Raw genomic sequence first — 13461 nt, 5'->3', positions numbered from 1 at the left:
GCCAGTTCACGGAACCGCCAGGCGAGCTCTTCGCCCTGCTTCGGATCGCCGACCGGATCACCCTTGGCGATATAGCTGCCGCCGGAGACGCCGTACATGAGAAACGCGCCTTCCTCGTCGGAAACCAGGAAATGCTTGTCGCCGAGCAGCGCGATGGTCGCGTCCGGGTCGGGCGCCTCGTCAACAAGCCGGCGCACACTGTCCGGGATCGCCTCAGCCGGCGGAATGGCCGCCGGCCGGCGATTGAGCATCATATGCAGGCCGAGCGCGAAGAGCGCCGCCACGATCGCAACGCTTGCCCGCAGGAAGCGTGGCGCATCCCCGGCCCAGCTGAATTCCCACCAGAGCTGGTTTGAGTATTCAACGTGACGATAGGCGAAGAAACCGAGCCATACGGCCGCGGCAACCGTTATGGCGATGGCGGACAGCCAGGCCGGCGTCAGCGCCAGGATGGATTCGCCCGATTTGCGGTAAAAGGCAGCACGGAAAGGAACGAGAAACAGGAAGATGGCGAAGAGCAACACCGCCTCTTCGTAGTTAAGCCCCTTGGTCAGGGCGAACACGGCTCCGGCAGCCAGCAGGCCCATGGCCAGGAAATAGGCGGCCTCGCGCCGGTGCAGGAGGGCATGCGCGACAACCAGCAGGGCAAGGCCGACGAGACTTGCAAGCAGGTGCGAGGATTCGACGAACGGCAGGGGCAGCACCGACCTGATCGCCATATGCGAGACGGCGCTCTCCGGCAGGGAGCCCGCCAGCAGCAGAACAAGCCCGCCCAGAAAGGTGAAGGCCGCGGCGACCGGCGGCACCAGCGGCTCGGAGGTTTTGCCGATGTGACGAACCGATTGACGGATCACGCGGTGGCCGCGTCTTACCTCCATGTACAACAGGGCCAGGGATACGGGCACGAGCGGCAGGAAGTAATAGACAAAGCGGTAGATCAGCAGTGCGCCGATCACGTCCGAGCGGCCGGACGCACCGAGCCCGGCAATGATCGTCGCCTCGAACACGCCGAGCCCGCCGGGCGAATGGCTGATGGCGCCGAGCACAACGGCCGAGATATAGACGACGAAGAAACCGCTCATGGAGCCGGTCACATCGGCCGGCAGCAGAACGTAGAGAGTGGCGGCGGATGCGGCGATATCGATGACGCCTGCAAGCAGTTGCAGGGCACTGACGCCTACCGAAGGCAGACGAATATTGACGCCCCGCAGCACGAAACCGCGCTGTCCGCGGGCAACCCAGATAAAATAGACGGCGAACACGGCGAGGATCAGAAAGCCGGCTACTCTGACCACCTCACCCGGCAGCCGGCCGAATATGAGCGACCCGCCGGGATAAAACACAAAGGAAAGCCCGATCAGGAACGCCATTCCAAGCCACAACGACATCCATGAGAGCGCGACGATCTGCCCGATAAGGGGTACTTCGAGGCCTTTCTGGCTGTAGACCCGGTAGCGCAGCGCCCCGCCTGTCAGCACGTGAAATCCGGCCACGTCGGAAATGGCAAAACCGGCAACACCGGCCCACGATGCGGTCCGATATGAAACCCGGCCGGGCGCCACGGTGCGCACGGCCAGTATTTCGTAACAGGCAATCGCGCAAAAACTGACAATGGTCGTGAGCACCGCCAGCAGGAGACTGCGCACCGGCGTCATCTCCATGTCGCGCAGCACCTCCGAAAGGGAGATATCCCGGGTGAAGTGGTGCAGGAGATAGAATGCAAAGAACGTGACCGCGACGGCGAACAGGCCGGTCAGACCGGTTCTGACGTTGATCGCGTGCGTTTGTTCAGCCATGGCGCCGCTGTTTCCGTTTCCCGATCAGACGAGTCGTAACAGAGTCGCCGGACAAAATGCAGTCGGCGGAGCCGGCTTGCACACCGGTTTGTTTACCGGGCTTCTCATGTCGGGAAATGGTACGGTTGGGTGGGTTCGAACCACCGACCTCTGGATCCACAATCCAGCGCTCTAACCAGCTGAGCTACAACCGCACGGCACAGCGTCAAATGCTGACGGGTGACATACGGCTCCGCGATGGTTTTGGCAAGGGGCCGAATGCATGGCGGGGACAAAAAAACCGGGCCATTTCGGCCCGGTTTCGGATTGGCGTTGTCGCCCCTAACTGTCAAAATCAGCCGAGGGTGAAGTTCTTCGCAGCCTTTTCGTAGGCGTCCTTGCCGGGCTTGGAAACCTTGTCGGCAACCTTGCGGGCCGCTTCCTGAAGTTCCTTGGCCTGGTCGACGGCGGCTTCAGCCTGCTGACGGATGAAACCGGTCTGCAGTTCAACCAGTTCGGCAACCGATTTGACGCCCAGGAGGGCCTCAATGTGGGTCAGCGAATTGTCGGCATTGGTGCGAACGGCGTCGATTGCCTTCATGCTGATTTCCACGGTGCCGGCCTGGGCGTTTTCCAGGGTCTGCTCGACCGTCTTGGTGGCATCCTCGGCAGCGGTCTTCAGCTTGTCGTAAGCTTCCTTGGACTGAACCAGCCCCTTTTCGGCGAATTCGCGGTAGGATTCGGTCAGCTTTGTCGGATCCATGGTTGCGAATGCGAATACGTCTTCATTTGCGGTTTTCTTGGTAGCCATGTCATGCACTCCTTTGATTTCGGGCCCTTTCATGCAGGCACCCGACGCATAATTTTGTCTTCGCGGTCTATATAGCGATGATTATTGTGCATTGCAACATAAATTTTGCAACGCACAATTTTGCTGTTAACCCTGTTGTCAGGTAAGGCCCTTCGGGGCCCACGCCCTTCTGGACCCGGCCGGCATTGCCACTTATTAACAAAGTCTTAACGATTATATTCAAACGGCCGCCGGTTTCCGTCCGGAATGAAGGCGCCGAAAAGGGTTCAAGGGACGCCGGACGTTCGTATTGTCGACGTCGGGCAAAATGGAACGGGATCAGACATGCCGACCGGGCGATACCCTTTCATCGATATTGCCGTTCACGAGACAGTTCGTTCGCGATACTGCGCCGGTGAGGCGCTGATCCTCGTTTCGCCCTTCCTCGACACGATTCTGTGGGTCAACGGCGCCGGTGCGCGGCTGCTGGGATATCAGTCGCTCTACGCATGCATGGACGCGGGGCTCAATACATCCGCCGCCGCATATCGGCAGATCGAGGCGGCCGCGCGCGTGGTGCGCAACCGCAGCGGCACCTACCCGTTCGTCATGCGATCCGACCCCGGCTTCAAACAGCAACTGCGCTCCGCACAGCTGGAGAAGATCATTTTGCCCGACGGCAATCCCGCCCTGCTGATTTCGGCACCCGTCGGGGAAAAGGCGAAAACGCCGGCGCAGATGGCCCATGCGGTTCTCGACGGATTTGAAGACACGGAGACGAACGCGGCCGTGCTCGACGAGCATGGCGGCATCCTCGACGCCACACCGTCCTTTGCCCGCATACGGCTCGGCGATGAGCTGCGGCAGCAGATCGTCAGCAGCGTGTCGGACAAGAGCGGCCGGCTGACAAAACATCCGATCCCGACGGCTCTCGGGCAACTTCCCTCCGCCATTGCCCGCCTGAGCGACGACCCGGCACTTTTCCTTATGTTTGCCGTCGAAGCGCCCGTTGATGGCGACGCACCGGCCCCGCGCCCGCACGATGATCCCGAACCGGCCCCCGAACCCGAGAGCGAGGCGCAAAATCCGCGCCCGAAGGCCGCGGCCAGCGAACGCATGGCGATTGTTCCCTCCGTGCTGAACATGGTCCCCGCGGAGGAGACGGCAGCGGACGTGCCAGAGGACCCCGCGGCCGAGGTGACCGCAAACGACGAAGCGGCCGAGGGCGCGGGCGGCGATCATGCTCGCACGGAAACCGCCACCGGCGCGGCCGGAAAAGGCGGCGATGCGTCCGCGTTCGTTTTCAACCCCGAGAAACGCCCGACGCGGTTTGTCTGGAAAATCGATGCCGACGGCGTGTTCAAGGAGATTTCCGCGGATTTCAGCGAGACGGTCGGTCCGAACGCCGCGGATGTGCGGGACCGGAAATTTGCCGACGTTGCCCAGGTCTTCAACATCGACCCGGACCACACGATCGCCGACCTCCTGCGCAAGCGCGATACCTGGTCCGGCAAGACGGTCCTGTGGCCGGTTCAGGGAACGGATCTGCGCGTGCCCGTGGACCTTGCCGCGCTGCCGACCTATTCCCGCGAGCGGGCCTTCGACGGTTTTCGTGGCTTCGGCATCGTGCGTCCGGCGGATGCGCAAGCGGATCCGGAGAAAATCGGTATCGCCCTTGGCGATGCAAGCGGGTTCCCGACCGCCGCATCCGAACCGGACAATGAGGCCAGCGAGGAGACGAACCGGAAACCGGCGGACGACGATGAGACCGGCAACGACAATCCAGCCGCGACCGACGGCGACGCGGCGGAAAAGCCGGTGCTGGATATAAGCGGGACGCCGGGACGACGGCGCAGCGACAAGGTCATCAGGCTTGAGGACCGCCGGTCGCAGACCCGCGATGGCCTGAGCAACACCGAAAAACAGGCGTTCCGCGAAATTGCCCAGCGGCTGAGCGCCGCCCGGCGGGCGAGGGATGCGGACGACAATGAAGCGCCGGAACCGTTCGGAAAACGCAAAACCTCGCCGCAACGGCCCGTAACCGAAAACGACGAGGACGCCGCCGGAAAACAGCGGACATCCGCGACCCCGGAGCAGCCGCCGCCCGCCTCTCAACCGGCCGAGAGCGCGAGCGATGTCGGCGACCCGCCGCAGAAGCCGCTTCCCGACGATCGGAAGACCGCGCGACCGGAAGGAAATTTCGTCACGCCCGCCATTATTGAGCAGCTGCCGACGCCGGTCATCGTCCATGACGGCGTGACCATCTTCTACATCAACGAGGAATTCCGCCAGCTCACAGGATATCTGACCAAATCCGAACTCAACGAGGCCGGCGGCATGGCCGGTCTCTTCGATGATGGAGACGGCGCCGGCGGAGACGAGAGCGTTTCGACCGGAGGGGACCTGGTGCTGCGGTCGCGGGACGGTTCGCAGCTGAGCGTGCGGGCCAAATTGCGGTCCGTCGGATGGGAGACCGGCAGAGCGCTCATGCTTGCCCTGCAGCCGCTGGCCGGCGCCACGAACATCGTGGGCGACGCGGTTCCGGAACCCGACACTCCGCCGCTTCAGCCCGTCATGCCGGATGAAGCCGATCCGGCACCGGTTTCGGCCCTGCAGGTCGAGGTGGACGAGTTGCGGTCCATTCTTGAGACCGCTACGGATGGCGTCGTGCTGATCGGAGAAGACGGCATCATCCGTTCGATGAACAATTCGGCCTGCGCCCTGTTCGACTATGACGAGACGGAGACCAGCGGCAAGCCGTTTGCAATGTTGTTCGCGCATGAGAGCCAGCGGGCCGTGAAGGACTATCTCTCCGGGCTGACGGGAAACGGTGTCGCAAGCGTTCTCAATGACGGACGCGAGGTGATCGGCCGCGAAGCGTCCGGCGGGTTCTTGCCGCTGTTCATGACCATCGGCCACCTGTCGGGCTCAAACGGCTATTGCGCGGTCATGCGTGACATCACCCAGTGGAAGCGCGCGGAGGAGGAACTGCGGTCGGCCAAGAGGGAAGCCGAAACGGCCAGCTCCCTGAAAAGCGACTTTCTGGCCCGTGTCAGCCACGAGATCCGTACACCGCTGAACGCCATTATCGGCTTTGCCGAGCTGATGACGGAGGAGCGTTTCGGTCCGATCGGCAGTCCGCGCTATGTCGAATATGCCAATGACATCCGACGCTCGGGCAAACATGTTCTCGACATCGTCAACGATCTGCTTGACATATCGAAGATCGAGGCCGGCGAGCAGGAGCTGGATTTCGCCGCGGTATCGCTGAACGATGCGCTGCTTGAAGCCATATCCATCCTGCAGCCGCAGGCCAATGACCGTCGCGTGATCATGCGCACCAGCCTGTCATCCGACGTACCGCAGGTGGTGGCCGATATTCGCTCGATCAAACAGATCGCGATCAATCTGCTGTCAAACGCCATCCGCTTCACCCCCGCCGGCGGGCAGGTCGTGGTTTCGACGACCTATGAATCGAACGGCAATGTGAGCCTGCGTATTCGCGACACGGGCGTCGGAATGACCCGGGTTGAACTGGAACAGGCGATGAAGCCGTTCAAGCAGGTTGCCGGGCTCAATCGCCCCCGCGGCGACGGCACCGGGCTCGGCCTGCCGCTGGCGAAGGCGATGGCCGAGGCCAACAGGGCGCAGTTTGCAATGAATTCGCAGCCCGGCCAGGGCACGCTGATCGAGATCGTCTTCCCGTCACAGCGGGTGCTCGCGGAATAAACGTGTGCGTGCGGGCGGCCGCAGACAATGAAACCATCAGTTGCAGCGGCCGCCCTCGAGTCAATATCGGTAATTTTCTCAAAACGTGCGGCAACGCATCCGTCGCGGTCGCGCGATTTCGACAGGTCTGCCAAGCCCGTTTACGGAAACCGGCCGCGCGCGGACTTCGAGACGATGCCGGATACGGCGTTCGCGGTCACGATTACGGACTTCCCGCAGCCTTGGGGGAAATTTCCTTTTGATTTCAAAGCGCAAAAAAAAGGTGCGCCGAGCACACCTTGTAGAAAGAACTGCTGTCAATGGGCATGGTATCCGTAATGCCGGCAAAAACCTGTGCACGCAGGAGATCACGTTAACTGAGGGTATCGTATGGCGGGGATTGCTAACACATCCTTAACAAAGCTTCACGAATTATAACCAAACGGCCCGCCTGCCAAAAGAAGGTAAATATTCCGCAGACGTTTTATTAACCATCAACGCGCCGCGCGTCACTTACCGCAGGTTGCCAAAGCGCCTATTCGAGTTCCTTCAAACCGGCAAAGAGCGACAGCGCTTCCGGATTGGCAAGTGCCTCCTGGTTCTTGACCGGCCGGCCATGCACCACATCACGCACGGCAAGCTCGGTTATCTTGCCGGACTTGGTGCGCGGAATATCGTCCACCGCGATCACCTTGGCCGGGACATGGCGCGGCGATGCGCCGGTCCGGATGCGCGCCTTGATCCGCGTGACAAGATCGTCGTCGAGAGAAACCCCGTCCGCAAGGCGTACGAACAGGACCACACGGACATCGTCCTCCCAATCCTGGCCGATGCAGATGGCCTCGAGGATTTCGTCCATCTGTTCGACCTGATTGTAGATCTCCGCGGTTCCGATCCTCACCCCGCCGGGATTGAGTGTCGCATCGGAGCGTCCGTGGATGATCATGCCGCCATGCCCGGTCCACTCGGCGAAGTCTCCATGACACCAGATATTGTCGAAACGTTCGAAATAGGCCGCGTGGTACTTGGCGCTGTCCGGATCATTCCAGAAGCCGATCGGCATGCAGGGGAAGGCCCGCGTACAGACCAGTTCGCCCTTCTCGCCGATCACGGGCTGGCCGTCGTCATCCCAGACATCCACCGCCATTCCGAGGCCGGCGCCCTGGATCTCGCCCCTCCATACCGGCTTGACCGGTATGGCACAGACGAAACAGGACACGATGTCCGTTCCGCCGGAAATCGAGGCAAGATGCACGTCCGGCTTGATGCCGTCGTAAACGAATGAGAAACCCTCCGGCGACAGCGGCGAACCCGTGGATGCGACCATGCGCAGCGCCGACAGATCATGGGTTGAACCGGGCGTCAGACCGGACTTGCGCAGGGCATCGATGAATTTTGCGGAGGTTCCGAAGACATGGAAGCCTTCCTCGGCCGCGTAATCGAAAAGCACATTGCCGTCGGGGTGGAAGGGCGAGCCGTCGTAAAGGCAGATCGTTGCGCCCGTTGCCAGGCCCGAAACCAGCCAGTTCCACATCATCCATCCGCAGGTGGTGAAATAGAAAAGCCGTTCCGCGGCGCGCAGATTGGAGTGAAGCTGCTGTTCCTTAAGGTGCTGCAGAAGGGTGCCGCCGGCCGAATGCACGATGCATTTCGGGATCCCGGTGGTGCCCGATGAAAACAGGATGTAGAGCGGGTGATCGAAGGGCAGTCGCTCAAATTCCACCGGCTGCGCCTCAAACGGCGCGATGAAGCCGCTCAGCGTTTCGGCAGCCTCCAGCGAGGCGGCCAGTGCATCGGCATCGCCGGCATAGTGGACGATCACCGTTTTTTGCGGCTTGAGTTCGGCCTCGACGGTCCGCAGTTTGTCCGAAACATCCTGGAGCTTGCCATTGTACCAGTAGCCGTCACAGGCGATGAACAGCTTCGGCTCGATCTGCCCGAAGCGGTCAAGGACACCCTTATCGCCGAAATCCGGCGAGCAGGACGACCAGATGGCGCCGATGGAGGCTGCCGCCAGCATGGCCGCCACGGTCTCGGGAACATTCGGCATCATCGCCGCGACACGATCGCCCCTGCCGATACCCATCGCACGCATCGCCTGTTGAAGGCGCGACACCAGCGCATGAAGCTCGTCCCAGCTCATGCGGCTGCGCAGCTTGCCCTCGCCGCGAAAGATGATGGCGTCGTCGCCGCCGGTCCTGCTGAGGAGGTTCTCGGCAAAGTTCAGGGTCGCCTGCGGGAAAAAACGCGCGCCGGGCATCCGGTCCCCGTCTTCAAGGACCGCATCGCCCTTTTCGCCCTTTACGCCGCAGAAATCCCAAACCGCCGACCAGAAGTCCGCGCGGTTTTCAATCGACCAGGCGTGCAGTTCGTCATAGCCGGAGATCTCCTTGCCGGCGCGCTGCGCGCAAAAGCGCGCAAACGATGTGACGACCGCGTTCTCGACCATTTCCCCGGTCGGTGTCCAAAGCGGATTCTGGCCGTTCATGGTTCCTCCCAACGCCCCAATTCCAGATAGGCGGCTCTTAACATGCTGCACCGCAACAAATAAAGCGGCCGGTCCCATTTTGTTGCGCGTTAATCCAATTGCGAGGCTTCAATTGCATTCGCCCGAGCAACCGATTACCCCTATGGCCGGTGGCGGGCAGGTGTTGTCGCACCGGAACGGAAGGTCAAGCACGACTTGGAACGCAAAAGGCTATACCACAGGCGCTGGTTTCGGGCGATCATGGCCATCGTGATCGTCGCGGGCATAGTCACGGCCGTGAGCGGCGTGGCCCTGCCCTTTGTGATATCGACCGACCTCGTGCGGGACAGGCTGGAGCGCGACATCTCGGAGTGGACCGGGCATGAAGTCGAACTGCTCGACAATCCCGAAATCGGATTCTGGCCCGTGCCGCGTATCGAGCTCAATCGCATCAGCGTGTCTTCCGGGAATTTCCCGGACGCGGAACCCATTGTCTTCGCGGACGAGCTGAAGGCCGACTTCAGCGTGTTTTCAGCGCTGCGCGGCCGGCCGAGCTTTTCAAACTTCGTCCTCGTGCGGCCGGTGTTCACGGTGGAAAAGCTTCCCGAGGGCATGACAAGCTGGAACAGCCGGTCCGGGCGCATCGCGGAAGGAATGGATGCGGCCATCGCCCATGCGGACGCTGCCGGAAGCGACACCACGAAACTGCCGCCGATCCCGGCCTACCGGCTGGGTGAGGTGACGGTCGAGAACGGCGCGTTCAACTGGATCGACCGGACAAACGGCGACACGGAGAAGATCACCGCCATCAACGGAACGATCAGCTGGCCGAGGCTCAATGCGGGCATGCGCACCGATGTGCGCGGCATTTATCGCGGCGAGGCCGCGACGCTCAGCGTGACCTCCGGCAATCCGCTTCGGCTTCTCGCCGGGCGTACGGCGAACCTCACCGTCGATCTGACGGCAGCGCCGCTCAATGTGGGGTTCGAAGGAGAGGCCAATCTCTCCAGGATCCCGTTTGCCCTCGGCACCGTTACCATGCAGAGCCCGTCCATGCGGCAGGCGCTCGAATGGGTGGGCACGCAGATCAAACCGGGCGAAGCCATCGGCGCGGTGTCGCTCGAGGCGGACATTCAGCTGCAGAACGACCGGGCAATGCTCGACAAGCTCGTTATCGAACTGGAAGGCAATCAGGGCATCGGCATCCTCGATATCAAACGCGACGACGACACGCCCGGCATTTCCGGGACGCTGGCGTTCAACTCGCTCGATATCGCATCCTTCCTCAGGGCCTTCACGCCCCTGCCGCGCAGCGGCGAGGACATTGCCAAAACCATCGACACATCCTTTCTCAGCCAGCTCCTTCTGGACATGCGGTTTTCCGCGCAGACGGCAACGCTCGGCAACATCAGCCTGACGGACGTTGCCGCCGCCGCGCGGATCGAGGGCGGACGGGCGACCTTCGACGTCGGCGACGCCACGGCCTATGGCGGTTCGGTCCTGGGACGCGTTACCCTGGCCGAAAGCGGCATTGAGGGTGGCGGCGAGCTGCGGTTCTCGGCCCGGGATATCAACCTCGCACAGGTGTTGTCGGCGCTGGGGATCGAGGGGCCGTTTCCCCAGGGCACCGCATCGATGAATGCGGCGCTCTCGACACCCTTTCCGACCTGGGCAACCGGCCTGAGCGACCTGGACGGAAAATTCGAACTGTCGATTATCGACGGGACCGTGCCGTCCTTCGATGCCGCCCAGTTCCGGGAACTTGCCAAAACGGAGCGGTTCTTCGGCCTCGGCGGGATCTCGCAGGGATCGTTCGAATTCAAGACGGCCGATTTCCAGGCGACATTCTCCAACGGGCTCGCCGAAATCAACAAGGGCGACATCATCGCGGAAAACAGCCATCTGAGCCTGACGGGCATCATCCCCTACCAGCGCGGCGGGCTGGCGCTGATCGGCGTTCTGCGCGAGACGGAAACCGAGACCGAAACCGGGGCAGAGAGCGCCGAGGCGGGTGGTGCGGCTCCGGTTAACGAGGAAACCGGCATACAGTTCTTTGTCGGCGGATCGTGGCCCACCCCGGTGATATCGCCGATCATCAGCAACTGAAACCTGCGAGACCGCAGGCCCGATTTCAGCCCGGAGCTTTCAAAAAGTCCGCCGGCAAACGCCGGCGCCATGGTTGGCACCGTTCGCAAGTCTTACCGGAAAAAGTTCACCGACTACTGAAAGTCAAAGGCGCTGAGACCGGTGACCATCTCGTCGAGGCCGGACGGGCGGGTGAGCGGCGGCTCGGCGCGCGCCAGGCATCCCTGCCGCTCGCACAGCCGGCATGCCGGTCCGACCGGCGTGGGTTTCATGGCCGCACCCTTGACCGTATCGCCATAGATGATCTCGTCGCGAAAGCCGACATCGCAACCGACGAGGACCGCGGTGCGGCGAACGCGCTCGTTGAAGGCGCCCTGCGGCCCCTCCAGGGTACGGGCAATTGTCAGAAATTCCGCGCCGTCGGGCATCTCCACCGCATCGACCAGGATCTGGCCTGGCTGGGTGAATGCCGCGTGGATATTGAGTTTGGGGCAGCCGCCGCCGAAACGCGATTGCGGAAACCCGCGCGCACCGGCGCGACGAAACCGGTTTCCGGCATTGTCCACCTCGAGCATGAAAAAGGGTACGCCGGAGGCACCGGGGCGCTGCAACATGGTCACCCGGTTGGCAACCTGCTCGAAGGATACGTGGAACCGCGAACGCAGGACGTCCAGATCATATCGGGCGCGCATGGCGGCGGTCTGAAACGCACCATAGGGCATCATGATCGCATGGGCAGCGTAGCGCGCGAGCTCGAAGCGCCCGAGACGCCGGGCTTCGTCAGACCCGAAATCCAGCTGATCGAGTTCGACCGCAATCTGGTCGCCGAAAGCGAGCTGGGCGACCTCCACCGCGATTTCGCGCAACTGGTCGAACGGCGACAGCCGCTCGGAAAGGAACAGGCGCATGGAATGGCGGTCGAACCGGCGCCGCCAGTTCGGCATTGTGTGGACGGGCAGCAGGCGGACGACGATTCCATGCTCGCGCGCCAGCCAGGCCCGAAGCGCGGCACCCAGACCATCGACAGGCTTGATGCGGGCGTGAAAATCCTCCGCTGCCTGTTCGATTGACTCTATGTAATTGGGCCGCCTCTCGAACGCTTCCCGCACCTCGTCCACGGGAAGCCGGGTGCCCGATACGGTGGTTGTGTGACCTTCCCGGGCCAGAAGTTCGGAGAGGCCGGAAAGACGGGACTGCGCCTCCTTGTAGGCGCGATAGAGTTTGACGACGCCCGCCGCCGCGTTGGGCGCGGCGTCGGCGACTTCGATCAGCTCCTGATCGCCGGGAAGCGCCTCGGTGAGAAGCGGGTCGGAGAAGACCTCCTTCAAGGCGCTCATCGTGCCCGTGTTCTCGCCCTGCAATTCCTCCAGATCGATCTTGTAGACGGAGGTCAGCTTGAGAAGAAGCTGAACCGTCAGCGGCCGTTGATTGCGTTCTATGAGGTTCAGATAGGAGGGCGAGATGCCGAGTTCCTCGGCCATCGCCGTCTGGGTCAGGCCGTGCTGATTTCGGATGCGGCGCAGGCGCGGCCCGGCAAAAATCTTTTGATCAGCCATGGCTTTTACAACGTTTGACAAATTGTAGTGCAAAAAGCCTATTACAATTTTTACAGCTTTACAATCTCCCTTTGTCACAACTCAGACAGCGTGACCCTTTTATAATTCTGTTTTTGCGGATTTTTCTATTCAGTTTGTGCACTGCATTGTAAAAACAGTCACACAAAATCGAAAACAAGAGCTGCTTCACATTAAAAAGAAGCTCACGGATTTACCGCACGGAGATCGCAATGACTGATTTTTACAACCTCGTTCCCGGCGCACCGGAAGGCCGCTTCGACGGGATCGACCGTCCCTATTCGGCACAAGACGTCCAAAAGCTCCGCGGATCTGTTCAGATCAGATACTCGCTGGCGGAGATGGGTGCCAATCGCCTGTGGCAGCTCATTCACAATGATGATTTCGTCAATGCGCTGGGTGCCCTTTCCGGCAACCAGGCCATGCAGATGGTCCGCGCCGGGCTGAAGGCGATTTACCTCTCCGGCTGGCAGGTCGCGGCCGACGCCAACACGGCCTCTGCGATGTATCCGGATCAGTCGCTTTATCCGGCCAATGCGGGTCCTGAACTCGCCAAGCGGATCAACAAGACGCTGCAGCGCGCCGATCAGATCGAAACGGCGGAGGGCAACGGGCTTTCGGTCGATAGCTGGTTCGCTCCGATCATTGCCGACGCCGAGGCCGGTTTCGGCGGCCCGCTCAACTCCTTCGAACTGATGAAAGCCTATATCGAGGCCGGAGCGGCCGGCGTTCACTATGAGGACCAGCTGGCATCGGAAAAGAAATGCGGCCATCTTGGCGGCAAGGTCCTGATCCCGATCGCGGCCCATATCCGCAACCTCAATGCAGCCCGTCTCGCGGCAGACGTCATGGGAACGCCCACTCTTGTCATCGCCCGCACGGACGCGGAGGCCGCCAAACTCCTGACCTCCGACGTCGACGAGCGCGACCAGCCCTTCGTCGACTATGATGCCGGCCGCACGGCCGAAGGCTTCTACCGGGTCAAGAACGGCCTTGAGCCGTGCATCGCCCGCGCCATCGCCTATGCGCCCTACTCCGATCTGATCTGGTGCGAGACCTCCA

The 13461-nt window shown here is 61.9% G+C and carries 7 protein-coding genes and 1 tRNA gene; 3 read left to right on the top strand and 5 right to left on the bottom strand.

Annotated features, from left to right (window positions below):
• The 3 genes from AC5E6N_RS18675 to AC5E6N_RS18665 all read right to left on the bottom strand — a co-directional run.
• Positions 1-1796 (bottom strand): phosphatidylglycerol lysyltransferase domain-containing protein (locus AC5E6N_RS18675; RefSeq protein WP_491749230.1); only part of this gene is annotated, 1796 nt, incomplete at its 3' end.
• A 117-nt stretch (positions 1797-1913) separates the two neighbouring features.
• A tRNA-His gene (locus AC5E6N_RS18670) sits at positions 1914-1990 on the bottom strand.
• A 140-nt stretch (positions 1991-2130) separates the two neighbouring features.
• Positions 2131-2586 carry a phasin gene (locus tag AC5E6N_RS18665; RefSeq protein WP_491691635.1) on the bottom strand — a complete coding sequence of 152 codons (456 nt, stop codon included), beginning with the start codon at positions 2584-2586 and terminating at the stop codon, positions 2131-2133.
• A gap of 324 nt (positions 2587-2910) precedes the next feature.
• Between AC5E6N_RS18665 and AC5E6N_RS18660 the strand changes: the two genes are divergently transcribed.
• On the top strand, positions 2911-6294 hold the full coding sequence (locus AC5E6N_RS18660) for a PAS domain S-box protein (RefSeq protein ID WP_491749229.1): 3384 nt from the start codon (positions 2911-2913) through the stop codon (positions 6292-6294).
• A 514-nt stretch (positions 6295-6808) separates the two neighbouring features.
• On the opposite strand, the gene AC5E6N_RS18655 is transcribed toward AC5E6N_RS18660, so the two are convergent.
• Positions 6809-8761 carry an acetoacetate--CoA ligase gene (locus tag AC5E6N_RS18655; protein ID WP_491749228.1) on the bottom strand — a complete coding sequence of 651 codons (1953 nt, stop codon included), beginning with the start codon at positions 8759-8761 and terminating at the stop codon, positions 6809-6811.
• Positions 8762-9001: 240 nt separating this feature from the next.
• On the opposite strand from AC5E6N_RS18655, the gene AC5E6N_RS18650 reads away from it, so the two are divergent.
• A complete protein-coding gene (locus AC5E6N_RS18650) occupies positions 9002-10846 on the top strand; it encodes an AsmA family protein (protein ID WP_491749227.1) in 1845 nt (614 codons plus the stop codon).
• A gap of 113 nt (positions 10847-10959) precedes the next feature.
• On the opposite strand, the gene AC5E6N_RS18645 is transcribed toward AC5E6N_RS18650, so the two are convergent.
• Positions 10960-12381 carry a helix-turn-helix domain-containing protein gene (locus AC5E6N_RS18645; protein WP_491749226.1) on the bottom strand — a complete coding sequence of 474 codons (1422 nt, stop codon included), beginning with the start codon at positions 12379-12381 and terminating at the stop codon, positions 10960-10962.
• 230 nt (positions 12382-12611) lie between these two features.
• Here AC5E6N_RS18645 and aceA point away from each other — a divergent pair.
• Positions 12612-13461 (top strand): isocitrate lyase (gene aceA / locus AC5E6N_RS18640; RefSeq protein WP_491749225.1); only part of this gene is annotated, 850 nt, incomplete at its 3' end.

The organism is Hoeflea sp. (assembly GCF_984452065.1).
Note: the sequence above shows the minus strand (reverse complement) of the source record. Positions and strands in the feature narration are given on the sequence as shown.